Below are 24,441 nucleotides of genomic sequence, written 5' to 3' on the forward strand. Positions count from 1 at the left end.
CCTGCCGCCGCCCTACGCCCCGAGTATCCTCCGTGAACGCACCCCAGCTCAGCCTGAAAAAGCCCCCGCCAGTAGGATGAATTCACTGCCGCTTGCGGGTGAGATAGCGTGGATTATCCACGCTGTCTAACGTTACACCCGGAGGCACCATGAACCTCAGACAACAGCAGGCGTTCGATCGCAGCGGAGAACCCCTTATCGTCGGCGACGTCAGCCACTGCCCGCTGCCACCAGAAACCCTCGCTGCGCTGGGCCCCGATTCACCCTATGTAGTGCAGGTATACGGCTCGGGACTGACCGGCGAGGTTTACCGGCTGCGCATCGCCGGCAAGGAGTACAATTTAAAAAAACGACGCGCCGTCGCCGGCGTCGCCAACCTCAACGGCCAGCTGTCGTTTTTAAATGAAGTGCAGCGCCGGCAAGCGTTGCAACGGCTGAAGGATAACCCGGTCACCGCCCCGCGCTTCACCCACATCGTCCCAACGCTGTATGCCGATTATCGCCTCGGCATCCTGCTCTCGCCGTGGATCGATGGCGAGCTGATTCACCATCTGACCCCGCCGCTGATCGCCCAGCTATTTACTACCCTGGAAGCCTGTGAGGAACAGGGGCTGATGGAGTGGGATCTCTGTCGTGGAAATCTGCTGGTGGACCATCAGGAGCAGCTGTGGCTGTTCGATTTTGGCTACATGTATCCCTTCGATCCGCTCAGGGAATTCAACAGCAACGGTCTGGCCGATCCGCTGTTCCACTTTGTCGAGCGCTTTGAGACCCGCTTCTTTTTTAGCTGGCTGATGACCCAGGTTCCCGGCGCGGAGCAGCAGCTGGCGCACTATCGCGATCTGAAGCGGCTGGCGGTCGAAAGCTACCGGCGCAAGCTCGCCTGGCTCCGCGCCCGACAGGCCGCCCCGCAGGTGCAGGCCCATTTTCAGCAGATAACGGCGCGCTGGGCGTCGGCGCTGGCGGACCCAGCCGCGCTGAGCCGGTTATTTGCTGTGGAGGCTTTCCGCTCCCACGTGCTGGATATCGAAGACGATCTGCATGGCCAGTCGTGTACCTTACTCACCCTGCAACGTATCGACTGGGTGATAGGCCAGCTGGAACAGCATTATCGCTTTATCGCCGACGAAGGCGGTCTGTTTTACGATAACGAAGGCAAATCACAGCAGGCGCTGCTCAGCAGCTATGCGCAGAAGCGGCAGCTGGCGCAGCGGTACCTGCAGAACGCCTCCACGCCAGGTTAGCGACGCTCGCGACCCTGCTTCTGCTTCGCCTGGTACATCAGCCGGTCAGCGGTGGCCACCAGCGCGTTGAGACTGGGATGGCTGGCGGGATCGTACTCGACGCAGCCCCAGGAGAACGCCAGCTGCCAGGGGTGAGCCGCCTGCTGGTTGAAACGGGCCACGTTGTGACTGAGCGTCTCCATCGCTGTCGCGGCATCGTGGCGACTGGTATTGGCGAACAGAATGATAAATTCGTCCCCACCCTGCCTGGCGAGGATATCGGACTCACGGAAGGCCGCTTTCATCAAATCGGCGATGGCGATCAGCGCGCGGTCGCCCTCTTCATGCCCCCAGGTATCATTGATGTGCTTGAAGCGGTCGAGGTCGACAAAGGCGAGGCTTACCGGCTCCTGGCGGCGCTGGGCCGTCAGCAGGGCATACTCCGCCAGGGTAAGGAATCCCCGGCGATTAAACAGTCCCGTCAGCTCATCAGAGGTTGCTGCATCCAGCACCTTGAACTCATCCTCCACGATCGCCGCCAGATCGCTTAAGATCTGCATTTCATGGGCGGAAAATGAACGCGGCTGGTGATCCATCAGACAGAACGATCCAACGGTCGCGCCATCCGGCAGTTGCACCGGATACCCGGCGTAAAAGCGGATATACGGCGCCGCAATGACCAGCGGGTTATCGTGAAAGCGCTCGTCCTGCTGCATGTCGTTGACGATAAGCGGGTCGGTTTGCAGGATGGTATGGGCGCAAAATGAAATATCTCTCGGCACCGTGTCCACATCGAGACCGGCACAGGACTTAATATGCAGGAGATCTTCCCCCACCAGACTGATGGACGCCACCGGCAGGTTATACAGCGAACGGGCAAGCCTGGTCAGGCGATCGAAGCGTTCTTCTTTTCCGCTATTCAACAGCCCGGAAGAGCGTAGCGATTGCAGGCGACGCTGCTCGTCGGGATGAAGTCCGGCTAATTTCATTGTCTCTCTCTTGTCTCTTGCGCAGAATTCTGCCGGGTTTCTACAGAGAAACCCGGCGTTTTATCCTGCCAGGGGGAAAATAGTCGTCAGGTATCCCATGAGTTAAGCAGATTTCCCCTGCTCGTCAACCAGCGTGCCCCGGCGACGGGCGGCCAGGGCACTGGCGGAATGCCATTAACGGCATTCTGTCCGGCAAAGGGGGAAGATCAGGCGCGGATAAACGCCAGCAGATCGGCGTTGATGGTATCGGCGTGGGTGGTGTGCATCCCGTGCGGGAAGCCAGGATAAATGATCAGCTGGCTGTTTGGCAGCAGCTTGTCCTGCAGGATGGCCGCATTTTTATAGGGAACCACCTGGTCGTCATCCCCCTGCAACACCAGCACCGGCAAGGTGATCGACTTAAGGTCTTCCGTCTGGTCGGTCTCTGAAAACGCCTTGATGCCTTCATAATGGGCCTTGGCGCTGCCGATCATTCCCTGTCGCCACCAGTTCTGGATCGTCCCCTGCGACACTTCAGCTCCGTCACGATTGAAGCCATAGAACGGGCCAGAGGCGACGTCGAGATAGAACTGGGCGCGGTTCGCCGCCAGCGCTTTGCGGAAACCGTCAAACACCTCGATCGGCGTACCGCCCGGATTCTGCTCGGTTTTCACCATCAGCGGCGGGACGGCGCTGATCAATACCGCTTTTGCCACCCGGCCCTGCGGCTGGCCGTAGCGGGCGACGTAGCGGGCGACCTGGCCGCCGCCGGTGGAGTGCCCGACGTGGACCGCATTGTGCAGATCCAGATGTTCCACTACCGCCGAAACGTCCGCCGCGTAATGGTCCATATCGTGCCCCTCGCTAACCTGATCGGAGCGGCCATGACCCCGACGGTCGATAGCGATGACCCGGAAACCTTCGGCAAGGAAAAACAACATCTGGTTATCCCAGTCGTCGGCGCTCAGGGGCCAGCCGTGATGAAAGACAATCGGCTGAGCTTCCTTTGGACCCCAGTCTTTGAAGTAAATGTTGACGCCGTCTTGGGTGGTGACAAATGCCATATTACAGACTCCTCTTTCAGGATAACCAGCCTGCAGGCCCGTGCCTGGGCTGAATGCCGACGGCGGCCGGCAGGAGTGCCGACCGCACAGGAATGTGATGCCTGTAACAGTGTAGAAGAAATTTGTCACCACGCCGGGTGACTTACCCCGTCTCGTTTCATTTGCCTCCCGGACTCACTTACGCCGCACTCTCCTGCTGCCTGATACGCACGATCAGCGCGCCGAGCAGCGACAGGTCCAGCAGCACGGCGAAGGCGAAGCACACGCCGCTGCGCCCGGCCCCGGTAGTGTGTTGGGCCAATAGCGTCGCCACGATGACAACGACCACGCTCAGCAGCGTTGCGCCACCGACTCTGGGCCCACACTGCACCGACCGTCCCGCCGCAATCCGCCAGGCGACAACCGCCCCCGCCCCGCCGCACGCCACGCCCGGCAGCATGGCGGGCCAGTCCTGCCCGCCATACCAGGCCACCAGCGCCAGCAGCCAGCCGGCCGCCGACAGCAGAAAGGCCCAGCGCGTCGCAACCAGGGGCGAGCGATAAAGCCAGGAATGCCCGCGTGTGGATCCCCACCCGGCGCCGCAGGCGGCGCTCAGTGCCGTCAGCAGACTCAGCGTGCCGGTCACTCCGATAACGGGAACCATGTTTAACAGCAAGGCTCCGGCGGCAAAAGCCACGCTCAGGGCGATGGCGCGGCCACGCGGCTCGATCATCCCCGCCGCGTCCGCGGCGGTGTAGCGGCTTACAACGTGCATAATTGACTCCTGACAGGTGAAGAAGCATGAATTTAATTCATGTTGTTGTCTTTACATGCTCGTAGCCTATCGCCACTATATTGCCTTACACAAACGCATAGTTTTCAGCAATAGATGAGAAAAACTCAGCCATGAGAACACCCCGTCTACCGCCGCTGGGGGCGCTGCGCGCCTTTCATGCCGTCGCCCGCCACCGCAGTTTTAAACAGGCCGCCGGGGCGCTCGGCGTCAGCGCGACGGCGGTCAGCCATCAGATTAAACTGCTGGAGTCGGTGCTGGAGTGCCGGGTGTGCGAACGCAGCGCACAGGGCGTTAGTCTGACTGCGGATGGCGAGATCCTCTACGCCGCCACGCAGCGCGCTTTTAGCGCCCTGGAACAGGCCGTCGTCCAGATCGCTCATGCCCGTCAGCCACCATCCTTAACTGTCACCACCACCTCCAATTTTCTCACCCACTGGCTGGTGCCACGGCTGGCGGACTTTACCGCCCGCTTTCCGGCTATCGACCTGCGTCTGCACACCAGCGTCGAACGGGTGGATCTGCAACTGGGTACCGTGGACGCCGCGATTCGCTATCGTGAAACGCCGGAGCCGGACCTGTGCTGCACGCTGCTGTATGAAGATCGTTTTATCGTGGTCGCCAGCCCGTCCCTGGGCCTCGCCCGGCCTGAAGATCTGCAGCGGGTGACGCTGTTTCACGTCGCCAACCGCCGCGTGCCGGCCGACTCGCCAAACTGGGAGAACTGGCGCCGCCGCTATGGGCCGTCGACGCTGAATATTGATACGGGGTTAACCTTTAGCGATGAGACCCATGCCCTGCAGGCGGCGGTGGCCGGCCAGGGAGTGGTGATCGCCAGCGAACTGCTGGCGCGGGATCTGCTGCAGCGTGGGGTGTTGTCCGCGCCGTTTAGCTGTGCATTACCGGGCGCCTGCTACTACCTGGTCACCACCGAGGCAGCGGCGCAGCGCGCGGATATTATCGCTCTGCGGGAGTGGCTGGTCGGCCAGATGGTATTAGGTGACGGTCGCCATCCGGCGGAAGAGTAGCGGGCTTACCAGCCGCAAACGTTGGTCTCTTCATCGGACTCGTAGCCGCGAACGATATTGATCAGATCCTTCACCGCATCAGCGGCGGTGAGCGGGTCGCGCAGCGCCGCCAGCGAGGAAAAGGTTTTATCAACCGAGACGCCGTTATTATTATTGGTGACGGTTAACACCCACTCCCCTTCTTCATTACCACCCGGCAGGTCATCCAGCAGACTATTTACCGCCTCCACCGCGTGCTGAGGAATATAAAGCGCCATCGGTTTGAGATATATTTTTTCGCGTTTTTCGTGAAGCTGGCCGTTCTCTACCGCCAAGGCATAGCCTTTATTTTCACTGTTCATCTCTGGTTATCCCTCGATGAGAATTTTCGGATCAACGTAAAAGTCGACATTAAAAACCGTGTCCTCGCTGAGCGCCTCAATACAGTGCCATTTCTCCGGCGGAAAAACGCCAAACTGCCCGGCTTCAATGGTCAGGGTTTCAACAGGATCGGGGCTGGTTTCATCGGCATAGCCGAGATAGCGGATAGCCCCCTGCATCACCGAGAGACGAGGATAGACGCCCTGCCGGGTGCCAGCATCCAGATGGCGTCGCCAGATAGAGGCCGGGGCGGTCTCTTTGGTCCACAGCGGCGTGCTGCGGGTGTGAACGTAATGGGTGGGAATAATGATTCGCTGCATGATTGTGCCTCACTTTACCGTCTCAAATGCGACGGTCAGAAATAGCCTTTATGATGCATATCATATACCCCTTTTAAACGCTAAGGATATTATTTTATTGCTGATTATACCGTCTACTCCTTTTTATACCTCTCAGGGATTAGCGGCGCGATAAAATAAAAAAGGCGATTTCAGGATCCTGAAATCGCCCGGGAGAATAAAAATAAACGCGTTAAAAATTTGTTAGCGCAGCGGACTCGGCTTGCCGATTAAATACCCCTGGACCAGGTCGCACCCCAGCGCCTGCAGCGAGGTCAACTGCTCTTCGGTTTCCACGCCTTCCGCCACAATACGCATATGCAGGCTCTTTCCCATACTGATAATCAGGCGAACGATATCCAAATCGTCTTTTTGCTCCGGAATATTGATAACAAACGAGCGGTCGATTTTGATTTTATCGAACGGGAAGTAGCTTAAACGCGACAGAGAAGAATAGCCGGTACCAAAGTCATCAATGGAAATCTGAATGCCCTGCTCGCGCAGCTGGCTGAGAATTTCCAGCGAACGGGTATTCTCATTGAACACGTCCGACTCGGTGATCTCCAGATCCAGACGTCGCGGATCGAGGCCGGTCTGCTGCAGCACGCCGATAATGGTATCGGTCAACGACGTGTTCATCAGTTGAATCGGCGAAACGTTGACCGAGACTTTTAGCGGCGTCGCCCAACTGGCCGCTTCGGCGCAGGCGGTTTTCAGCACCCACTCGCCGAGGGTATTGATCAGGCCGATTTTCTCCGCGACGGGAATAAACACCGTCGGCGGCACGGCGCCGCGCACGGGATGGAACCAGCGAACCAGCGCTTCATAGCCGTAGATTTCACGCGTAACGGTATCGGCGATCGGCTGGTAGTAGACTTTAAATTCGTCATGGGCCAGCGCCTGCAGCAGGTCATCTTCGAACGATTTATTCTCCTGCAGGCGCTGCAGCATGCCCGGCCGGAAAATTTGCACATGACCGCTACCCTCTTTTTTTGCCTCGTACAGCGCAAGGTCGGCACACTTGTACAGATAATCGGTCCGGCTTTCGCCGTCAGAGATAACGATCCCGATGCAGGCGTCGATATTAATCTGCGCATCGTAGATCTGATAGGGCTGGCTGATCTTCTCCCGAATAACATTGGCGCGCTCGAGAGCCATCTCTTCAGTCAGATCGTAAGAGAGCATCGCGAACTCATCGCCGCCAAGGCGATACAGCGTCTCGGAGGTTTTGCGGAAAAAAGAGAGACGGCTGGCCAGATCCTGCAGCAGCTTATCGCCAGCATCATGGCCGAGGGTATCGTTCACATCCTTAAAGCTGTCGAGGTCGAACAGCATCACCACCGCGCACCCCTGATAGGGACGCACCTGGTTGACAATCTCCTGCAGCCGCTGCCAGAAAGAGAGACGATTCGGCATACCGGTCAGCGAATCATGGTAGGCATCGTACTGCAGTCGGCGGTTCTGCACCTGCAGCTTCTCTTTCGAGGCCTGCAGATCGTTGGCCAGCGTCTTCATGCGCACATGGGCGCGACGCAGGTTATTATTCTGCCGGAGCATCAGCAGACCGAGAGTAATACACATGGCGATCAGCAGAATGGAGATCACCGAATAGATATAATAAAGATGCTGGATTTTATCATGCGTGATATTAACAATATTAATATCTTGCGTCAGGGTGGCGGCGGCCATTGAGGTCAGGGGGCCATCCAGTTCACTCAACACCGGAAGGATCTGTTTGACCTGCTCCGGCGTCATGGTATCAACTTGTTTATCAAGCAGATGAAGATTACGAATCAGCGTCGCGACCACCGTCTTCCGCTGTTCGCTTTTATTAATAAATTTACCCAGATCGCCCTGCTGCAGGAGTTCGATCTGGCTCATCATGATCTCCAGGCGCAGGCGCACCTCATCGTGGTCCGCCCCTTCGGCCCCGATCGCCATTCCCGCCAGACGAGACTCCAGTCGCATATATTCCGACACCATCTGCGACATTGACCACGAGTCTGTATAGCGGGTAAATTTTTGCAACTCACTCTGTCGCTCATGCACCAGATAAGTAATATATCCGGTAACAATAAATAACGACAAAATAATAGCCGTGAGTATTCGATTCAAGATCCAACCCTTACTCTATAATAATCTTAGAAACTTGCCAGGCCGATCGGGAATAATAGATCTGGTTTTGTAATTCAGCACTGCTATCGTAAGGGTAGACGATAAATAATGGACCTTTATCGCGAACACGCATATATTCGCCGTTCATTTTTAACGCCATAATGACCGGGAATTTATAAAAATCATCAATCGGAATAATGGTGGTGTAGTCGTTAAGCGCCAACACGCGGGCGGATTTGCCCTTAGCACCGACTAAATCCATGAGTTTATTAAGGGGAATACCCTCAAAACGAACCTTACCGGTGTACCAGGGGGTGGTGGTTTCCACCGTCTTCATCCCCAGTTTTTCCAGCGCCGCGAGGTCAAAAACGGCCTTGTCACCGACGTTCGTATTCCCGATTTTTCCGGAAATGGTCAGTACAGGTTTTCCTGTCGGCGCAGGCAGTTTTTCAGCATAAGCAGAAGGCAACATGACAGAACAAAATAACACTGCAAGAAGTAGACGCATTTAACTCACCATTCCAGAGAAGGAGACATGTTAAGTGTAAACCATTTACGTCAATTCTTAAAAGGTGTCCCTCTTTGTTATCCGTTGATTTAATTAAAAGTATAAGCTGGCTGGCAAATTGCCAGAATGTTTAGTACAGGGTGTGATTTAGCCCGCCTTTCCCGTCGCTTCTTTTTTGCACCATCTCCCCGCTTAGCAGGCAAACTACTTTCCTCCTGGGCCGCTGCGCGGTAGTCTCAGAGCAGACGCAATAGTAAAAGCGTCTCATTCCAATAACGACAAATTACGTGACTGACAGGACAGGGTATGGATTCAACAATAAGCGTGCAGCCCGTCGAGGCGCCAGATTCATTGCTTCGCGCCCGGCGGGCGGCATGGGGTAGTTTTGCCGGCGCGGTGGTCGACTGGTACGATTTTCTTCTCTACGGCATTACCGCCGCGCTGGTGTTCAACCGCGAATTTTTCCCGCAGATCGGCCCGGCGATGGGAACCCTTGCCGCCTTTGCCACTTTCGGCGTCGGGTTTCTTTTTCGCCCGCTCGGCGGGATTATCTTTGGCCACTTTGGCGACCGCCTCGGGCGCAAACGGATGCTGATGATGACCGTCTGGATGATGGGTATCGCCACCGCCTGCATCGGCCTGCTCCCCTCGTTCAGCCAGATCGGCTGGTGGGCGCCGGCGCTGCTGGTGTTCCTGCGGGCGGTTCAGGGGTTTGCCGTCGGCGGGGAATGGGGCGGCGCGGCACTGCTTTCGGTGGAGAACGCCCCGCAGGGAAAAAAAGCCTTTTACAGCAGCGGGGTGCAGGTGGGCTACGGCGTCGGCCTGCTGCTCTCGACCGGGCTGGTATCGCTGATCAGCAGCCTGACCACCGACGAGCAGTTCCTCAGCTGGGGCTGGCGCGTACCGTTCCTGTTCAGCGTGGTGCTGGTCCTTATTGCGCTGTGGATCCGTAACGGCATGGCGGAATCGCAGGAATTTGAAGCACAGCAGAGCCAGGCCAACCTTCAGCCAGAGAAGAAGCGATTACCGGTGGTGGAAGCGCTGCTCCGCCATCCGGGGGCGTTTTTATTGATTATTGCGCTGCGGCTGTGCGAGCTGCTGACGATGTATATCGTCACCGCCTTCGCCCTCAGTTACTCCACGCAAAACCTCGGTCTGCCGCGCGAACTGTTTCTCAACATCGGCCTGCTGGTGGGCGGGCTTAGCTGCCTGACTATCCCCTGCTTCGCCTGGCTGGCTGACCGCTATGGCCGTCGGCGGATCTATATCACCGGGGCGCTGATCGGTACCCTGAGCGGGTTTCCTTTCTTTATGGCGATGGAGAGTCAGTCCGTCTTCTGGATCCTGTTCTTCGCCCTGATGCTGGCCAATATCGCCCATGATATGGTGGTCTGCGTCCAGCAACCGATGTTTACCGAGCTGTTCGGCGCCAGCTATCGCTATAGCGGCGCCGGCGTCGGCTACCAGGTGGCGAGCGTGGTCGGCGGCGGCTTTACGCCGTTTATCGCCGCGGCACTGGTCACCTTCTCCGGCGGTTCATGGCACAGCGTGGCCCTCTATCTGACCGCGGGATGCCTGCTGTCGGCGCTCACCGCCCTGCTGATGAAAAAACAGACCGTCCACTGACCCACCTGCGGGGGGCGTGACCCGCGCCCTCCGGTAAGGAGAATGCATGTCTCTGTTGTCCCTGGCCAACTGCTGGCCTCGCCGTTTTACCCCCTCCTCGCTGGCGCTGCAGTTTTGCGAGGACCCCACCCAGGCGGAACAGCCGCTGTTTGCCAAAGCCAGCGCCGGGGAGGCCGTCGCCCAACTCTGGCAGGCGCCGCAGGGATTTGTGGTGCCCGGGAGCTATCGTCAGTTTGCGGACCTGCCAGCGGTCAGCGCGCATTTTGCCGCGCGCGGTTGGCCGGTATGGCTTCGCCGCTCCGGGGGCGGTCTGGTGCCCCAGGGGCCGGGCATTATCAACCTTAGTCTCGCCTGGCCGGTGCAGCAGCCGCTCGGCGAGGTCGCCGAACCCATCTACCTCTCGCTGTGCGCGGTGCTGCAGCGTACCCTGGCGCACTTCGGCGTTGCCAGCCACGCCCGGGCAGTAAACGGTTCCTTTTGCGATGGCCGGTATAACCTCGCCTGCGGGGAGGGCGAGGAGGCGCGCAAGATTGTCGGTACCGCCCAGTACTGGCGGCCGCTGGCGGCAGGCCGCGGCCACGTGGTGCTGGCCCATGCGGTGATCCTGATTGACGCTGACCTTACCGCCGCACATCAGGCGGCGAACGCCTTTGAAGCGCAGCTCGGCAGCGAGCGGGTCTATTGCGCCGACAAAACCGTCACCCTCGCGCAGCGGCTTCCCGGCGAGCGCCATCTGCTGCCCCGCTTTAGCGAGGCGCTGGCGCGGGAGCTGGACGCGGCTCGCTGAAGGTCGCTTTCAGGTAGCGGCTGAAGGTTTCCACCGCGCGCGACACGCGCGGGGTATAGGGCCGGATGACATACAGCCGATCGGCGAACACCTCCACCGGCTGCCACGCGGGCAGCAGCTCCTGCACCAGCCCGCGGCCAATGGCCTCCCGGGCGCTGAAATCCGGCAGCAGCGCCACCCCCAGTCCCGCCAGCACGGCATCGCGTAGCGACTCGCTGTTATTCGTGGCGAAGGGCCCCTGCACGTTGATGGTCACCCGTTCATCGGGCGCCTGGCGGGAGGCGAACGTCCACTGCGGGCGCTGTGGCCCACGGGGATAGGTCAGGCACTGGTGGTGGCGCAGATCGTCGGGGGTCTCCGGGCGGCCATGGCGGCGAATATAGTCAGCGGACGCGGCGATCAGCGTCGCGGTGTGACACAGCGGCCAGGCGACGTGGGTGTCCGGCAGCGCCTCGCGCCGACAATGGCGGATGGCGAGGTCGAACCCTTCGCTGGCCAGAGAGACCAGCCGGTCGGTCACCTCAAGCTGCAAATGCAGCTGGGGATGCTGATGCAAAAACGGCGCGATCGCCGGGACCAGCTGCTGGCGGGAAAAGGCCACCGGCGCGGTCAGGCGCAGCGTTCCCCGCAGCGGCCCGCCCTCATCACAGGCGCCGGTGAAAATATCCCGCAACTGACCAAACGGCTCGTTGAGCTCCGCCACCAGCCGCAGTCCGTCGTCGCTGAGGCTGACGCTGCGGGTAGTGCGATGGACCAGGGTTTTGCCGGTCACCCGCTCCAGCTCGCTGATTTTCTGGCTGATAGCCGACTTGCTGATCCCCAGCTTTTCCGCGGCCCGGGTATAGCTTTTTTGCTCTTCCAGCACCGTCAGCCAGTACAGATGGGCCCAGTAACTCTCTGGACGACTCTCGCTCATGTGATTGTTCACCAGTAAAAACAATGTATTCAACTATAGCGGTTTTTGCCCGCGACGGCATCGGCTAGCATCCTGTTCAGCCCGTCATTATTCCCTAACGATAAGGAACACCTGCATGCCATTACTGACATTTGACCTGATTGAAGGCCGTACGGAACAGGAGATCAGAACCCTGCTGGATGCCGCCCATCGCGCCGTGCTGCGTGCCTTCGAGGTACCGGAACGCGACCGCTACCAGATTGTTCACGAAAACAAAGCCCACCATATGGTGATTGACGATACCGGCCTCGGACTGACCCGCACGCGGGATCTGGTAGTGGTGCGGGTCTATACCAGCCCGCGCAGCGAGGCGCAGAAGCAACGCTTCTTCGCCCTGTTGCAGGAGGAGCTGGCGGAGCACTGCGGCCTGAGCGGCGATGATGTGATGGTGTCGATTATCAGTAATCAGAAAGGTGACTGGAGCTTTGGCCGCGGGGTCGCGCAGTATCTTACCGGCGATCTGTAACCCGCAGCCCGAAGCGCGCCCTTAGCGGCGGGCTGCCGTCGCGATGCGCTGGCGCGCCTGCTGCTCAATATTCTCCAGCAGTTCCTGGACATCGTCTTCATCAATGTCGAGGAACTGGCCTTCCAGCAGCGCGGCGTGAATATCCTCCCGGGTGACCGAGATGCCCAGCGGGACTGCCCGGGGCTTGACCTCCTCCGCCGCCAGCGGATGGGGGTAGCGGCGGCCAACCAGGTTATTAAACACGATGGCCAGCAGCGCCAGCATCAGCGAGTTGAGCAGCACCGGCGTCAGCACAAAGTGATAGCCTTCGCTGTGCACCCCGGCGCCGCCGAGGATCGCCGTCAGGGCCACCGCGCCGCCGGGGGGATGCAGACAGCGCAGAAAATACATCCCGGCGATCGCCAGCGCTGCCGCCAGGCCACAGGCCAGCGCCGGATGGGGAACCAGCATACCCACCGTGACGCCGATCAGCGCCGACAGCACATTACCGCCGACAATCGACCACGGCTGCGCCAGCGGGCTGCTCGGCACGCCAAATAACAGCACCGCCGACGCGCCCATGGGGGCAATAAACCACAGATTGACTTCGCCGAGAAGCCAGTGGCTGAACATGCTGGTTACCGCCAGCCCGGTGCCGGCGCCAATGGATCCCAGCACGATATGCCGGCGGGCCACCGGCAGCGCGTGCGGCTTCAGGCGCCCAAGGAAAATCCGCAGCCGTGAAAACAGCCCCGCAGAAATGACACTCAACATCGCTTTATCGCTTAGGTCATAGGAATTACTTATATTTTATTTTCTTTTTTTAACCTTACATTAACAACCATGTATTTCGCAGGGAATAGCGCGGGCAATCTCGTCCTGAGGGCACAGGGCTGTGAATTCTCGCGTGGGCTGATAGAATCCCTTTTCTGTCAGGGGGATACCCCTTTTGCGAACTGAAGGTCATAACCCAGTGAATAATAAAATCTCTTTAGCGAAAGAAGTGGCATGGGCCAGCCAGAATATGCCGCGTACCCTGCGTCAGGTCGCCGCCCTGCCCGACCTCAGCGGCGTGCGCCTGGCCTGCTGTATGCACCTCGACATGAAAATGATCCCGCTGGTGCAGGGGATCCTCGACAAGGGCGCTCAGGTCTTTTTAACCACCTGTAACCCCACCACCGTGCAAGACGACGTGGTGGCCTGGCTGGTGGAGCGCGGCGCCGAGGCCTGTGCGTGGCGCAATATGAGCGATGCCGACTGGCAACAGTCATGGGAAAAAGCGATTGCCTGGCAGCCCACTCACCTGTGCGAGATGGGCGCCGATATCACCACCCTGCTCCATCAGCGCGGCGAGTTCGGTAACATCGTGGCGGGTCTGGAAGCCACTGGCTCGGGCGTCAATCGGCTGGGCGATATTCAGCCAGGCTATCCGATCTTTAACTGGGACGATCTGCCGGTCAAAGAGGGGCTGCACAACCGCCATATGGTCGGTCTCACCGCCTGGCACACCTTCTTCCAGACCACTCATCTCACCCTGCATGAGAAAAAAGTGCTGGTGATCGGCTACGGCCTGGTCGGCCAGGGCGTCGCGGCGGCGGCAAAAGCCTTTGGCGGTCAGGTGATGGTGGCGGAGATCGATCCTGCCCGTCGTCTGCAAGCGGCCTACGACGGCTGGCACGTGGTGGATCTGCAGGAGGCTATCGCCTCGGCGGACGTGGTGGCCACGGCGACAGGCGGGAAAAACGTGGTTAATCGCCAGGCGCTGGACCGTGCGAAAGCGGGAGTCTTTATCCTTAACGTCGGCCACGTGGCGGAAGAGATCGACGGCGAGTACCTGCGCCAGTACCCTCAGGAAGAGGTGATGTCGTATATCAACGCCTACCGCATGGCTGACAAAACCATCTATCTTCTGGCCAATGGTTCGATGCTCAACCTGACCGCGGGCTTCGGCGACAGCCTGAACGCTTTTGACGTCACCCTGGCGGTGATGGCCAGCGGCATTCGCCATATTGTCACCGACGGCATGCGCGCCCCGGCGCAGGTTTACCTCCTGCCCCAGGCGGTCTGGCAGCAGGCGCTGTAAACGCAGCGCATCGTCCCCCCATCGTGGAGACGATGCGCTTTACCATCAGGACGAGGGCGCGGTATCGGGCAGTACAATGTTGCTCTGCGCCAGCGTTCCCATCTGGTTGTACATCACGCTGGCGGCATCCAGCAGGTGCATCGCCAGCGCGGCGCCGCTGCCCTCTCCCAGGCGCATGTCCATATCGAGATACGGCCGCAGACCCAGCGCGTCCAGGGCGATCTGCGCCCCTTTCTCCGCCGATAAGTGCGAAGGGACAAGATAAGGATGCGCCGCCGGAGCCATGCGACACGCCGCCAGGGCAGAGGCATAGGAGAGGAAGCCATCCAGCACCACCGGCAGACCACAGGAGGCCGTCCCGAGGATCACCCCGGTCATGCCCACCAGATCGTAACCGCCCACCTTCGCCAGGACATCCAGCCCCTCTTCCGGGTTCGGCTGGTTAAGGGCTATCGACTGGCGCACCACCGCCACCTTATGGCCCCGCTGCGCCAGCGGCAGATTGGCCCCACAGCCCACCACGGCGTCAGGATCGCTGCCCGTCAGGACACTGATCACCGCTGCGGCCGGGGTGGTATTGGCCATTCCCAGTTCGCCGACGCCAAAAACTTTCACCCCGTCGGCGGCGAGCTGGCGGGTGAGATGCATGCTGGCCAGCAGCACCGTCTCCGCCTGCTGGCGACTCATCGCCGCCGTCCGGGCGATATTCCCGCTACCGCGGGCCACCTTGAGGTTAATCAGGCCCGGCAGCGGGTCGGCATCGATGCCGACATCCACCACCTGCACCCTGGCCCCGGCCTGCGCCGCCAGCACGCAGACGCCGGTGTTGCCCCGCACCATATTGCCGGCATGAATGGCCGTCACCACCTGCGGCGAAGGCGTCACGCCTTCATGCCAGACGCCATGGTCGGCGCACATGACCACTATCGCCTTCTCCGCCAGCGCCAGCTGCCCCTGCAGCCCCGGCAGACCAGCCAGTTGCACGGCCAGCGTCTCCAGACGGCCAAGGCTACCGGGCGGCTTTAACAGGCCATCAATATGCTGCTGAGCGCGCGCCATGCCCGCCACATCGGGCTGCGGAATGGCAGCCAGTAACGCAGAAAGTGTTTCCATTCTGTTCCTCATCGTTGGCGCCAGGCCTTACAGCAGCGCCAGTAAAAAGAGTAATTCACCCAGCTCAATCGCCGCCCCGAGAGTATCCCCGGTCTGCCCGCCGAGGGTTCGCTTCAGCGCCCATCCCAGACCCCAGATCAGCACCAGGGTGATCAGCGCGGCGCGCAGACCCTGCAGCCCCAGCAGGACGGTGGCCAGCGCTACCCCCATCGCCATCGTCACCAGCGTCTGCTGCAGGCTAACTTTGCCAATAAACAGATTGCCCAGCCCCTTTTCCCGCGCGTAGCGATGACGATACATCAGCAGCACCGCCATTCCGCGACCGACGGCGCAAGCCGCCGCCAGCGCTGCGATGGGGTGGATATCGCGCAGCAACAGCTCGCCGACCACCAGCACTTTCGCCACCAGCACGAAGATCAGCGCCAGTCCGCCGTGGGTGCCCAGCCGGCTGTCGCGCATGATCTCCAGCATCCGATCGCGGGTACGGGCCGAGAAGATGCCGTCGCAGGTATCAGCCAGCCCATCAAGGTGAAATCCGCCGGTGAGCAGCGCCAGCGCCAGCACACCGAACAGCGCCGCCAGCGGGACGCCGCACCACGGTTGCAGGAGGAGCACCACCGCGCCGGCGATGGCGCCGAGCAGTAAACCGACCAGCGGAAAGGTGACGATACTGCGCTGGTACTGTTCGATCTCCAGGCCCTGAGATAACCGCGCCGGGACCGGCAGGCGGCTGATAAACGAGAGTGCAGCAAAGAATGACTTAATCACGTGAGGTTGACTCCTGTCGGCGAAAGCAGCGGAAGAGTTCGGTCGCGCCCGGTCAGCACCTGAGTTTGTCTTCTGGCGAATCGATCGTCGGAGAGGTGAGAGGTGTTGAGATATCGCCCTGACGCCGCTGCGTCAGATGCCCGGCCAGGATGAGAGAAACCCTTCCGATATCAATACGTTTTCGCGGGGCAGTATAGCAAAGAGTCGGTGAGGAGAGGCAGTTGCCGGGACAAAGTTTTGCAGAAAAAGAGACGAATGGGGAGGGAGAGCAGAACAGCCCGGCGACGTCGATCGCCGCCGGACCGGCAGGGATTAGCCTTCGACTTTGGCTTCGCCCATCACTTTCAGTTTTTTGGAGATGTCGCGGCGCTCTTTGGACAGCTCGGCATTTTTGATGATGTAATCATCAACGCGATCTTCGTAATCGCTCTTCATGCTGGCGATGATGCCCTGGATAGCTTCCACGCTCATGCCCGGTTTGATGTAGTCGCTGAGGTTGTCCAGCAGCAGAACGCGCTTCTGGTTATCACGGATCTTTTTCTCAACGTCCTGAATTTCACGCTGCAGTTTGTTCTTACGACGGTACAGACGAACAAACTCCAGTACGTCCTGGAAAGAAGGCTTAGTTGTTTCCATTTTTACACCCCTAATAATTGAGATTCGGATTCGTAAAGCGACTGCGATATAGGGCTAACATAACTGCTAGCAGTCGCTGATGACAATGTTTTTTCCTTTGCGTTTATCATAACCCTAAACGCTGCTGAATCGAAACAACCCATGCAGTTACCCGGTGCATCTGGTGCTTATTTGCGCAACGCGCGGCAGATCAGATGCGACAGCAGCTCCAGCTGACGCGCCAGTTCAATCGAGAGCCAAACATAGCCATGAATTGGGGTTTCCGCCAGGCTGTCGTCACCCTGCTCTTTCATCAGCTGGCGCAGTTCGAGAACGATCTCATTCAGCTTTTCATTGTTGGCGCGCACAGGCTGAGGGTTCCCTTCATACAAGGCGTGGGCGATGGCCAACAGCGTCTGCTGGGTCATCTGCTGCGTCTCCCGCAGGGTGTGCGCATTGAGCATCACAAAATGACCAGGACGGGTGGCCCACCAGGCGTTGATCTGCAGCTCCAGCATGCAGACGAGGTTGCGGCTGACGGTCTGGATAGCCTCGAAGATCGCCTTCTGGATGTGCGTCTCTTTGCTGGCGGGGGTGATCAGCCCGCGCATTTTGACGACGTCGTTCAGCGCCTGTTGGAGATGCTTTTCCAGCCGCGGCCGATCCACCAGATTTGGCGAGAAGCCGGCCTGGTAGAGGCGGTTAAAGTTGGTGACATAGCTGGCCATCTGGATGCGCCAGTGGATGAACGCCCGCTGCGGCCAGATACCGGTAAACAGCATCGCCAGCAGCGAGCCGAAGATCACGTCGCCGCTTCGCCACAGCGCGGTATGCATATCGCCGGGCGGCGCCCCGACCACCACCGACAGGGTAATGCCGATCAGCAGTGCCTGATAGGGTTTCTTGCCCAGCGCCAGCCAGCCGCAGAGGAACATCGCCGCCGCGCACCAGAGGACCATCAGCGGCAGGGAGATGAGCTCAAGCTTCAGCGCCACCAGCCCCAGCGCCGAGCCGAGGATCGTGCCACCGATGCGCTGAAACGCCCGCGGCACGACGTTGCCCCAGAAGGAGATCGGACCCATCACCACCACCAGGGTGATGAGAGGCCAGGTCCCCTCAGGCACGTTCAGCAGCCGCACCAGCAAAAAAGTGAGCACAAAGGCCAGCGCAATCCGCACGCCATGCACTACCCGATAATGGCGATACAAGCGGATCTCAAATGGCTTGAGTGATTTATCAGCGCGCACAACCCTCTCCGGCAAAACGAAAAGGCCAATTGTAACTGCTTTTTCGCCCGGAGCGTGCCGGGAATGTAAAAATCCTTGTCCGGAACAGGGGTAAACCGCTACGACGCTACGCGCTCAACGGGGACATACATGTCGATATCCCAGTAGCCGTCGTGGTTGCCGTCGTTGAGATAGATCTCAAAACAGGGCCTGGGGGCCACGCGATACGTTGTGCTCTGCAGCAGGCTGTCGAAAAACTGCATCCACGGGGTGGCAAAATCGTAATCCACCACCCGCGCGCGGGCGCAGGCGTAATCCCCGCCGGCAACCGCCGCCAGTATCACCCCTTCGCTGTTGGCGGGAATGACGTAATCCTCGTCAACGGCGACCACGGTGGCGCAGCGCAGTTTTTCCGCCGGCACTTCCTCCGGGTTATCGTAGTAGACGGCAAGCCATTCACGGGCGGGCACCTGATGGTTCTCAACCCACATCATCAGTTGCTCAAACCCCTGCTTGACCGTTTGATCCCAGGGCCCGACCAGATGGAAACCGGCAATGGTTTTCTTGCCGAGGGTGGTGATGCTGTAGTTCATCTTGCCTCCTTTGGAGATAAATGACTGTATGAATATACAGTTAATTTAACAGGAGATCCCCCCTCAGTATGTGCGCGAATTCACAGAGTCGCCATCACACTACTGAAAAAAGAGACGCCCCGCCAGCAGGAGCGACAGACGAAAAAAAACCGCCTGCAAAGAGGCGGTTATCATGGTTACAGCTCGTGGTGCAGGTAATCGCTCATTCGCGAGAACACCCCGCCTTTATTGATGCTTTCGAGGGTGACCAGCGGATAGTGCCCCACCACCTTGTCGCCGTCATACAGCGAAATCTCGCCGACCCGCTGGTTGGCGGCGATCGGCGCCTCCAGATCCTTCTTATCCAGCACATATTTCGCTTTAATCCGCGACACTTCCGCCTTCGGCAGCGCTAACCAGAAATCCTGATCGGTGCCGAGCTTAATCTGCTCTTTATCGCCGTACCAGATGCGTTCGGTGCCGACCTTCTGGCCTTTCTGCAGCACCTGCACGGTGTCAAAGTTCTGCTGCCCCCAGTGCAGCAGTTTAGCGGCCTGCTGCTCGCGGCCTTTCGGACTGTCCGCCCCCATCACCACGGCGATCAGCCGGCGCTGGCCATCCACCGCCGAGGCGATCAGGTTGAACCCGGCGCCCGAGGTGTGGCCCGTTTTCAGGCCATCGACGTTCATGGTTTTATCCCACAGCAGACCGTTACGGTTTTGCTGGGTGATCCCGTTCCACGTCAGGCTTTTTTGACTGTACATGTGGTAGACGTCAGGCTCGCCATGAATAATCGCCCGCGACAGCACAGCGAGGTCATAGGCCGAACTGTGCTGGCCCGGGGCGTCGAGGCCGTGGACGGTTTCGAAATGGGTGTCCTGCAGGTGCAGTTTTTCGACATACTGATTCATCAGGGCGACAAACTGCGGCTGGCCACCGGCGACATAGTCGGCCAGCGCGACGCAGGCGTCGTTACCGGAGTCGACAATCAGCCCACGGCTGAGGTCGCGGACGCTGACGCGATCCCCAGGCTTTAAGAACATCAGGGATGACCCGTCGAACACCGGGTTGCCCTTCGCCCAGGCGTCTTTACCTACGGTGACGATGTCGTCAAAGGTGATACGATGGCTGTCGATGGCGCGATCGACCACGTAGCCGGTCATCAGTTTGGTCAGACTGGCAGGATTGCGCTGCTGATGTTCGTTACCCGCGGTCAGGACCTGACCGGTGGTGTAATCCATCAGCACCCAGGAACCAGCCTGAATAGCCGGTGGCGCGACCGTAGCAGGGAAGTCGACGGCAAATGCGCAGGAAACGCTCGAAGCGAGCAAAGATACAGCAATAAACAAACGGCCTTTCAACGGCATATCCTCTAGATTTACAGATCCGCCGTCCTTTTTACGGAACTTCGCGTTTCATATCAGGGTTTAATTGCAAGAAAATATGACACAGCAGAGGATGTTGCTTGCCGTTACCCTTCTGATGCCCGGGCAAATCGTTTACCATACCCGTCGCACGCCACCACGGATAATGAACAGACTATGCAAGATAGCGTCAACCAGCCCGGATTTTTATTCCACGATTATGAAACCTTCGGCACCAGCCCTTCCCTCGACCGGCCGGCGCAGTTCGCTGCCATCCGCACCGACGCGGAGCTGAACGTGCTGGGCGAGCCCGAGGTGTTTTACTGCAAGCCTGCTGACGATTACCTGCCACAGCCGCAGGCGGTGATGATCACCGGGATCACCCCGCAGGAAGCGCTGGCCAAAGGGGATAACGAGGCCGCGTTTGCCCGCCGCATCCACGATCTGTTCACAGTGCCGCAAACCTGTATCGTCGGCTATAACAACGTGCGCTTTGATGACGAAGTGACGCGGAATATCTTTTATCGCAACTTCTATGACCCTTATGCCTGGAGCTGGCAGCACGATAACTCGCGCTGGGATCTGCTCGACGTGATGCGCGCTTGCTATGCCCTGCGTCCGGAAGGGATCACCTGGCCGGAGAATGACGAGGGTTTGCCCAGCTTCCGGCTTGAACATCTGACCGTCGCCAACGGTATTGAACACCAGAACGCTCATGATGCGATGGCCGATGTGTACGCCACCATCGCCATGGCGAAGCTGGTGAAAACCCAGCAGCCGCGGCTGTTTGATTATCTCTACAGCCATCGCAATAAGCGCAAGCTGGCGACGCTCATCGACGTGCCGCAGATGAAACCGCTGGTGCATGTCTCCGGCATGTTTGGCGCCGCGCGCGGCAACACCAGCCTGGTGGCGCCCCTGGCCTGGCATCCGGAAAACCGCAATGCGGTGATTATGGTCGATCTGGCGGGCGATATGGCGCCGCTGCTGGAGCTCGATGCCGATGCCCTGCGCGAGCGGCTTTACACCCCGCGCGCCGAGCTTGGCGATCTGTCGGCGGCGCCGATTAAGCTGGTGCATCTCAATAAATGTCCGGTGCTGGCTCAGGCCAATACTCTGCGCCCGCAGGATGCCGACCGGCTGGGGATCTCTATTGAACGCTGTCTGGAGAATGCCCAGCTGCTGCGGGCGAATCCGCAGGTGCGCGAGAAAGTGGTGGCGGTCTATGCCGAAGCCGAACCGTTCGTGCCGTCCGAGAACGTCGACGCCCAGCTTTACAATGGGTTCTTTAGCGATGCCGACCGCGCGGCGATGAAAATCGTGCTGGAAACCGAACCGCGCAATCTGCCGGCGCTGGATATTACCTTCGCCGACAAGCGTATCGAACGCCTGCTGTTTAACTACCGGGCGCGCAACTTCCCCGGCACGCTCGATGAACATGAGCAGCAGCGCTGGTTAGAGCATCGTCGTCAGGTGTTTACGCCTGAGTTTTTGCAGGCCTATGCCGATGAGCTACAGATACTGTATCAGCAGTATGCGGATGATAAAGAGAAGCTGGCGCAGCTGAAGGCGCTGTGGCAGTACGCACAGGATATTGTCTGATTGGCTGAAATTCCCGGGTTGCGGCTAACGCCTTACCCGGGCTACAAACTGCAGATGCTGTATCAGCAGTATGCGGATGATAAAGAGAAGCTGGCGCAGTTGAAGGCGCTGTGGCAATACGCACAGGATATTGTCTGATTGGCTGAAATTCCCGGGTTGCGGCTAACGCCTTACCCGGGCTACAAACGATGGCTGGACTCGTAGCCCGGGTAAGACGCCTCGCGTCGCACCCGGGAACGTTGCTTAGCTTTTCGCGCGGCTGGCGATGATTTCATCCGCCACATTACGCGGCGCTTCCGCGTAATGGTGGAACTCCATGCTGTAGGTTGCCCGTCCCTGAGACATCGAGCGCAGCGTGGTGGAATAACCAAACATCTCCGCCAGCGGCACGTCGGCGCGGATGATCTGGCTGCCGAAGCGCTCTTCCATCCCCTGCACCATCCCGCGACGGGAAGAGAGATCGCCCATAATATTCCCGGCGTACTCTTCCGGCGTCTCCACCTCGACGTGCATCACCGGCTCAAGGATCACCGGATCCGCTTTGCGCGCGCCTTCCCGGAAGCCGAATATCGCCGCCATGCGGAACGCCATCTCCGAGGAGTCCACGTCGTGGTACGACCCAAAGGTCAGGGTCGCTTTCACGTCAACCACCGGATAGCCCGCCAGCACGCCGGTGCCCATCGCTTCGCGCAGCCCTTTCTCCACGGAAGGGATGTACTCGCGCGGCACCACGCCGCCTTTGGTGGCGTCCTCGAAGACGAAACCGCTGCCCGGCTCCAGCGGCTCCAGGGTCAGCACAACGTGCCCGTACTGCCCTTTGCCGCCGGACTGGCGCACAAATTTGCCTTCCACGTCCGTCACTTTCTTGCGCAGGGTTTCGCGATAGGTGACCTGCGGACGACCAATGTTGGCCTCAACGCCAAACTCGCGCTTCATCCGGTCGACAATGATCTCCAGATGCAGCTCGCCCATACCGGAGATAATCGTCTGGCCGGACTCTTCATCGGTATGCAGACGGAACGACGGATCTTCCGCCGCCAGCCGCTGCAGCGCGATGCCCATTTTCTCCTGATCCGCTTTGGTCTTCGGCTCGATGGCCAGCGAAATCACCGGCTCCGGAAACTCCATCCGTTCGAGGGTAATGATCGCATCCGGATCGCACAGCGTATCACCGGTGGTCACATCCTTCAGACCGACGCAGGCCGCGATATCCCCGGCGTGCAGTTCGTCAACTTCGTGGCGGTCGTTGGCGTGCATCAGCACGATACGCCCGATGCGCTCTTTCTTGCCCTTCACCGGGTTCCACACCGCATCGCCTTTCTTCAGCGTCCCGGAGTAGACGCGGATAAAGGTCAGCTGGCCGACGTAGGGGTCGGTCATCAGTTTGAACGCCAGCGCCGACAGCGGCTCATCGTCGCTCGGATGGCGTTCCGCCGGCTGGCCTTTCTCATCAACGCCCTGTATCGCCGGAATATCCAGCGGCGACGGCATCAGCTCCACCACCGCATCGAGCATGCGCTGCACGCCTTTGTTTTTAAAGGCGCTCCCGCAGAGCACCGCCTGGATTTCCCCCTTCACCGTGCGCTGGCGCAGACCGGCAACGATCTCCGCCTCGTCCAGCTCGCCGGTTTCCAGGTATTTATCCATCAGCGCGTCGCTGGCTTCCGCCGCCGCCGAGACCATTTTCTCCCGCCACTGCTGTGCCGTCGCCAGCAGATCGTCAGGGACAGGCCCATAGCTGAAGGTCATGCCCTGGGTGGCGTCATCCCACAGGATGGCGCGCATTTTCACCAGATCGACAACGCCGGTGAAATGCTCTTCGGCGCCAATGGGGATCACAATCGGCACCGGGTTAGCCTTCAGACGGTCGATCATCATCTGCACCACGCGGAAGAAGTCCGCGCCGGGGCGGTCCATCTTGTTGACGAAGGCCAGCCGCGGGACGTGGTATTTATTCGCCTGGCGCCAGACGGTTTCCGACTGGGGCTGCACCCCGCCGACGGAGTCATACACCATCACCGCGCCGTCGAGCACGCGCATGGAACGTTCCACCTCAATGGTGAAATCCACATGCCCCGGGGTGTCGATGATATTGATCCGGTGCGGCTCGAAGCTGCGGTCCATACCCGGCCAGAAGCAGCTTACCGCCGCCGAGGTAATGGTGATCCCGCGCTCCTGCTCCTGGGCCATCCAGTCGGTGGTTGCCGCGCCATCGTGTACTTCACCCAGCTTATGGCTCATCCCGGTGTAAAACAGGATGCGCTCGGTGGTGGTGGTTTTACCGGCATCGATATGCGCGGAGATACCGATGTTGCGATAACGTTCGAGGGGGATGGGTCGGGGCATGATGCGTCCTTAGTCATTTTGACTGTCAGTATGCGGTCGGAATGATCCGCAGTTAATTTAACTGCCGCCTATCATAGTACAACTGTACGAGTATATTCGAACTATTTTTGCTATTATTACGATTGGTCAGGTTGCGGCGGCGCGCGTGGCATCAGAACCCGAGTTTGGGTATAGTAGCCGCCAGCCGCCGATATGGGCTGCGGCTACCATGCGCCGCGCCACCGCCGACACAGGATTATTATGATCGCCAATCACCCCGAACGAGAACAAATTCGCCTGGAAAATGTCCTTTCCGCGCTCGGTAACCCACTGCGACTGGAGATCATCCGCACGCTGGCCGACGGCAGCGAGCTGAGCTGCAACGCTCTGCGCCAGGAAGAGGTGGCCAAGTCCACCATGACCCACCACTGGCGCGTCCTGCGCGACAGCGGTGTGATCTGGCAACGGCCTCAGGGACGGGAGAACATGATTTCGCTGCGCCGGGAAGATCTGGACGCCCGTTTTCCCGGCCTGCTGGATACGCTGCTGAACGTGATGCAGCAGCCGTGAATCGCTAACCGACA

At 59.5% G+C, this 24,441-nt stretch carries 25 protein-coding genes and 1 pseudogene; 10 read left to right on the top strand and 16 right to left on the bottom strand.

Features of this window, described 5'->3' with window-relative positions:
- Nucleotides 1-149: 149 nt before the first annotated feature.
- A complete protein-coding gene (locus CWM58_RS15365) occupies nucleotides 150-1,244 on the top strand; it encodes a phosphotransferase (protein WP_100681257.1) in 1,095 nt (364 codons plus the stop codon).
- On the opposite strand, the gene CWM58_RS15370 is transcribed toward CWM58_RS15365, so the two are convergent.
- The 3 genes from CWM58_RS15370 to CWM58_RS15380 form a co-directional block, all read right to left on the bottom strand.
- Entirely contained in the window at nucleotides 1,241-2,212 is a 972-nt protein-coding gene (locus CWM58_RS15370; protein WP_012541130.1) for a sensor domain-containing diguanylate cyclase, read from the bottom strand. The genes CWM58_RS15365 and CWM58_RS15370 overlap by 4 nt on opposite strands.
- Before the next feature lie 206 nt (nucleotides 2,213-2,418).
- On the bottom strand, nucleotides 2,419-3,255 hold the full coding sequence (locus CWM58_RS15375; protein ID WP_064323654.1) for an alpha/beta fold hydrolase: 837 nt from the start codon (nucleotides 3,253-3,255) through the stop codon (nucleotides 2,419-2,421).
- Between the two features lie 178 nt (nucleotides 3,256-3,433).
- Nucleotides 3,434-4,009 (bottom strand): hypothetical protein, encoded by a 576-nt coding sequence (locus CWM58_RS15380; RefSeq protein WP_100681258.1) that lies wholly within the window; start codon nucleotides 4,007-4,009, stop codon nucleotides 3,434-3,436.
- A gap of 131 nt (nucleotides 4,010-4,140) precedes the next feature.
- Between CWM58_RS15380 and CWM58_RS15385 the strand changes: the two genes are divergently transcribed.
- A complete protein-coding gene (locus CWM58_RS15385) occupies nucleotides 4,141-5,055 on the top strand; it encodes a LysR substrate-binding domain-containing protein (protein ID WP_012541128.1) in 915 nt (304 codons plus the stop codon).
- Between the two features lie 5 nt (nucleotides 5,056-5,060).
- Here the strand turns inward: CWM58_RS15385 and CWM58_RS15390 are convergent, their stop codons facing one another.
- Both CWM58_RS15390 and CWM58_RS15395 read right to left on the bottom strand, forming a co-directional pair.
- Entirely contained in the window at nucleotides 5,061-5,396 is a 336-nt protein-coding gene (locus CWM58_RS15390) for a DUF1869 domain-containing protein (RefSeq protein ID WP_100681259.1), read from the bottom strand.
- A 6-nt stretch (nucleotides 5,397-5,402) separates the two neighbouring features.
- On the bottom strand, nucleotides 5,403-5,735 hold the full coding sequence (locus CWM58_RS15395; protein WP_061153971.1) for a DUF1971 domain-containing protein: 333 nt from the start codon (nucleotides 5,733-5,735) through the stop codon (nucleotides 5,403-5,405).
- Nucleotides 5,736-5,832: 97 nt separating this feature from the next.
- On the opposite strand from CWM58_RS15395, the pseudogene CWM58_RS29045 reads away from it, so the two are divergent.
- A pseudogene (locus CWM58_RS29045) lies at nucleotides 5,833-5,961 on the top strand (hypothetical protein).
- Here the strand turns inward: CWM58_RS29045 and CWM58_RS15400 are convergent.
- Nucleotides 5,958-7,868 carry a putative bifunctional diguanylate cyclase/phosphodiesterase gene (locus CWM58_RS15400; protein WP_012967625.1) on the bottom strand — a complete coding sequence of 637 codons (1,911 nt, stop codon included), beginning with the start codon at nucleotides 7,866-7,868 and terminating at the stop codon, nucleotides 5,958-5,960. The pseudogene CWM58_RS29045 and the gene CWM58_RS15400 sit on opposite strands and share 4 nt — an antisense overlap.
- Before the next feature lie 10 nt (nucleotides 7,869-7,878).
- Entirely contained in the window at nucleotides 7,879-8,376 is a 498-nt protein-coding gene (locus CWM58_RS15405) for a molybdopterin-dependent oxidoreductase (RefSeq protein ID WP_061153970.1), read from the bottom strand.
- 306 nt (nucleotides 8,377-8,682) lie between these two features.
- On the opposite strand from CWM58_RS15405, the gene shiA reads away from it, so the two are divergent.
- Both shiA and CWM58_RS15420 read left to right on the top strand, forming a co-directional pair.
- The gene (shiA, locus tag CWM58_RS15415; RefSeq protein WP_100681260.1) at nucleotides 8,683-10,002 is read left to right on the top strand and encodes a shikimate transporter; all 1,320 of its coding nucleotides are present in this window, start codon (nucleotides 8,683-8,685) and stop codon (nucleotides 10,000-10,002) included.
- Between the two features lie 46 nt (nucleotides 10,003-10,048).
- Nucleotides 10,049-10,789 (top strand): lipoyl protein ligase domain-containing protein, encoded by a 741-nt coding sequence (locus CWM58_RS15420; RefSeq protein WP_100681261.1) that lies wholly within the window; start codon nucleotides 10,049-10,051, stop codon nucleotides 10,787-10,789.
- On the opposite strand, the gene CWM58_RS15425 is transcribed toward CWM58_RS15420, so the two are convergent.
- On the bottom strand, nucleotides 10,749-11,705 hold the full coding sequence (locus CWM58_RS15425) for a LysR family transcriptional regulator (protein WP_100681262.1): 957 nt from the start codon (nucleotides 11,703-11,705) through the stop codon (nucleotides 10,749-10,751). The genes CWM58_RS15420 and CWM58_RS15425 overlap by 41 nt on opposite strands.
- A 115-nt stretch (nucleotides 11,706-11,820) precedes the next feature.
- Between CWM58_RS15425 and CWM58_RS15430 the strand changes: the two genes are divergently transcribed.
- On the top strand, nucleotides 11,821-12,210 hold the full coding sequence (locus CWM58_RS15430) for a tautomerase family protein (RefSeq protein WP_008804146.1): 390 nt from the start codon (nucleotides 11,821-11,823) through the stop codon (nucleotides 12,208-12,210).
- 21 nt (nucleotides 12,211-12,231) lie between these two features.
- On the opposite strand, the gene CWM58_RS15435 is transcribed toward CWM58_RS15430, so the two are convergent.
- Nucleotides 12,232-12,963, bottom strand: a complete 732-nt coding sequence (locus tag CWM58_RS15435; protein ID WP_061153966.1) for an HPP family protein — start codon at nucleotides 12,961-12,963, stop codon at nucleotides 12,232-12,234.
- A gap of 199 nt (nucleotides 12,964-13,162) precedes the next feature.
- Between CWM58_RS15435 and CWM58_RS15440 the strand changes: the two genes are divergently transcribed.
- Nucleotides 13,163-14,272, top strand: a complete 1,110-nt coding sequence (locus tag CWM58_RS15440; protein ID WP_100681263.1) for an adenosylhomocysteinase — start codon at nucleotides 13,163-13,165, stop codon at nucleotides 14,270-14,272.
- Between the two features lie 45 nt (nucleotides 14,273-14,317).
- Here the strand turns inward: CWM58_RS15440 and cobT are convergent, their stop codons facing one another.
- The 6 genes from cobT to dacD all read right to left on the bottom strand — a co-directional run bounded on the left by cobT (nucleotide 14,318) and on the right by dacD (nucleotide 19,927).
- On the bottom strand, nucleotides 14,318-15,385 hold the full coding sequence (gene cobT, locus CWM58_RS15445; protein ID WP_100681264.1) for a nicotinate-nucleotide--dimethylbenzimidazole phosphoribosyltransferase: 1,068 nt from the start codon (nucleotides 15,383-15,385) through the stop codon (nucleotides 14,318-14,320).
- A gap of 27 nt (nucleotides 15,386-15,412) precedes the next feature.
- Nucleotides 15,413-16,153 (bottom strand): adenosylcobinamide-GDP ribazoletransferase, encoded by a 741-nt coding sequence (gene cobS, locus CWM58_RS15450; RefSeq protein ID WP_100681265.1) that lies wholly within the window; start codon nucleotides 16,151-16,153, stop codon nucleotides 15,413-15,415.
- Nucleotides 16,154-16,465: 312 nt separating this feature from the next.
- Nucleotides 16,466-16,789: a DUF496 family protein gene (locus CWM58_RS15455; protein WP_002911883.1), complete on the bottom strand. Its 324-nt coding sequence runs from the start codon at nucleotides 16,787-16,789 to the stop codon at nucleotides 16,466-16,468.
- Between the two features lie 167 nt (nucleotides 16,790-16,956).
- The gene (locus CWM58_RS15460) at nucleotides 16,957-18,015 is read right to left on the bottom strand and encodes an FUSC family protein (RefSeq protein ID WP_004203544.1); all 1,059 of its coding nucleotides are present in this window, start codon (nucleotides 18,013-18,015) and stop codon (nucleotides 16,957-16,959) included.
- A 98-nt stretch (nucleotides 18,016-18,113) separates the two neighbouring features.
- Entirely contained in the window at nucleotides 18,114-18,587 is a 474-nt protein-coding gene (gene sbmC, locus CWM58_RS15465) for a DNA gyrase inhibitor SbmC (protein WP_012967620.1), read from the bottom strand.
- A gap of 176 nt (nucleotides 18,588-18,763) precedes the next feature.
- The gene (gene dacD, locus CWM58_RS15470; protein ID WP_008804139.1) at nucleotides 18,764-19,927 is read right to left on the bottom strand and encodes a serine-type D-Ala-D-Ala carboxypeptidase DacD; all 1,164 of its coding nucleotides are present in this window, start codon (nucleotides 19,925-19,927) and stop codon (nucleotides 18,764-18,766) included.
- 180 nt (nucleotides 19,928-20,107) lie between these two features.
- Between dacD and sbcB the strand changes: the two genes are divergently transcribed.
- Together sbcB and CWM58_RS28660 are read left to right on the top strand one after the other, a co-directional pair.
- A complete protein-coding gene (sbcB, locus tag CWM58_RS15475; RefSeq protein ID WP_100681266.1) occupies nucleotides 20,108-21,532 on the top strand; it encodes an exodeoxyribonuclease I in 1,425 nt (474 codons plus the stop codon).
- Nucleotides 21,533-21,670 carry a hypothetical protein gene (locus CWM58_RS28660; RefSeq protein WP_165785800.1) on the top strand — a complete coding sequence of 46 codons (138 nt, stop codon included), beginning with the start codon at nucleotides 21,533-21,535 and terminating at the stop codon, nucleotides 21,668-21,670.
- A 105-nt stretch (nucleotides 21,671-21,775) separates the two neighbouring features.
- On the opposite strand, the gene fusA is transcribed toward CWM58_RS28660, so the two are convergent.
- Nucleotides 21,776-23,878 carry an elongation factor G gene (gene fusA / locus CWM58_RS15480; RefSeq protein WP_100681267.1) on the bottom strand — a complete coding sequence of 701 codons (2,103 nt, stop codon included), beginning with the start codon at nucleotides 23,876-23,878 and terminating at the stop codon, nucleotides 21,776-21,778.
- A 240-nt stretch (nucleotides 23,879-24,118) separates the two neighbouring features.
- Between fusA and CWM58_RS15485 the strand changes: the two genes are divergently transcribed.
- The gene (locus tag CWM58_RS15485; RefSeq protein ID WP_008804136.1) at nucleotides 24,119-24,427 is read left to right on the top strand and encodes an ArsR/SmtB family transcription factor; all 309 of its coding nucleotides are present in this window, start codon (nucleotides 24,119-24,121) and stop codon (nucleotides 24,425-24,427) included.
- Nucleotides 24,428-24,441 lie beyond the last annotated feature (14 nt).

It is taken from the genome of Klebsiella sp. H-Nf2 (assembly GCF_002806645.1).
Classification (GTDB): Bacteria; Pseudomonadota; Gammaproteobacteria; order Enterobacterales; family Enterobacteriaceae; genus Klebsiella; species Klebsiella variicola.

Bases quoted from the DNA above. Each gene is read 5' to 3' on its own strand.
- CWM58_RS15425 (WP_100681262.1), bottom strand. From the start codon at position 11,705: ATGAGCGAGAGTCGTCCAGAGAGTTACTGGGCCCATCTGTACTGGCTG.
- CWM58_RS15435 (WP_061153966.1), bottom strand. From the start codon at position 12,963: ATGTTGAGTGTCATTTCTGCGGGGCTGTTTTCACGGCTGCGGATTTTC.
- CWM58_RS15485 (WP_008804136.1), top strand. From the start codon at position 24,119: ATGATCGCCAATCACCCCGAACGAGAACAAATTCGCCTGGAAAATGTC.
- CWM58_RS15430 (WP_008804146.1), top strand. From the start codon at position 11,821: ATGCCATTACTGACATTTGACCTGATTGAAGGCCGTACGGAACAGGAG.
- CWM58_RS15370 (WP_012541130.1), bottom strand. From the start codon at position 2,212: ATGAAATTAGCCGGACTTCATCCCGACGAGCAGCGTCGCCTGCAATCG.
- CWM58_RS15455 (WP_002911883.1), bottom strand. From the start codon at position 16,789: ATGGAAACAACTAAGCCTTCTTTCCAGGACGTACTGGAGTTTGTTCGT.
- shiA (WP_100681260.1), top strand. From the start codon at position 8,683: ATGGATTCAACAATAAGCGTGCAGCCCGTCGAGGCGCCAGATTCATTG.
- sbmC (WP_012967620.1), bottom strand. From the start codon at position 18,587: ATGAACTACAGCATCACCACCCTCGGCAAGAAAACCATTGCCGGTTTC.
- CWM58_RS15420 (WP_100681261.1), top strand. From the start codon at position 10,049: ATGTCTCTGTTGTCCCTGGCCAACTGCTGGCCTCGCCGTTTTACCCCC.
- CWM58_RS15385 (WP_012541128.1), top strand. From the start codon at position 4,141: ATGAGAACACCCCGTCTACCGCCGCTGGGGGCGCTGCGCGCCTTTCAT.
- fusA (WP_100681267.1), bottom strand. From the start codon at position 23,878: ATGCCCCGACCCATCCCCCTCGAACGTTATCGCAACATCGGTATCTCC.
- CWM58_RS15405 (WP_061153970.1), bottom strand. From the start codon at position 8,376: ATGCGTCTACTTCTTGCAGTGTTATTTTGTTCTGTCATGTTGCCTTCT.
- cobT (WP_100681264.1), bottom strand. From the start codon at position 15,385: ATGGAAACACTTTCTGCGTTACTGGCTGCCATTCCGCAGCCCGATGTG.
- CWM58_RS15375 (WP_064323654.1), bottom strand. From the start codon at position 3,255: ATGGCATTTGTCACCACCCAAGACGGCGTCAACATTTACTTCAAAGAC.
- CWM58_RS15395 (WP_061153971.1), bottom strand. From the start codon at position 5,735: ATGCAGCGAATCATTATTCCCACCCATTACGTTCACACCCGCAGCACG.
- CWM58_RS15390 (WP_100681259.1), bottom strand. From the start codon at position 5,396: ATGAACAGTGAAAATAAAGGCTATGCCTTGGCGGTAGAGAACGGCCAG.
- sbcB (WP_100681266.1), top strand. From the start codon at position 20,108: ATGCAAGATAGCGTCAACCAGCCCGGATTTTTATTCCACGATTATGAA.
- CWM58_RS15380 (WP_100681258.1), bottom strand. From the start codon at position 4,009: ATGCACGTTGTAAGCCGCTACACCGCCGCGGACGCGGCGGGGATGATC.
- CWM58_RS15365 (WP_100681257.1), top strand. From the start codon at position 150: ATGAACCTCAGACAACAGCAGGCGTTCGATCGCAGCGGAGAACCCCTT.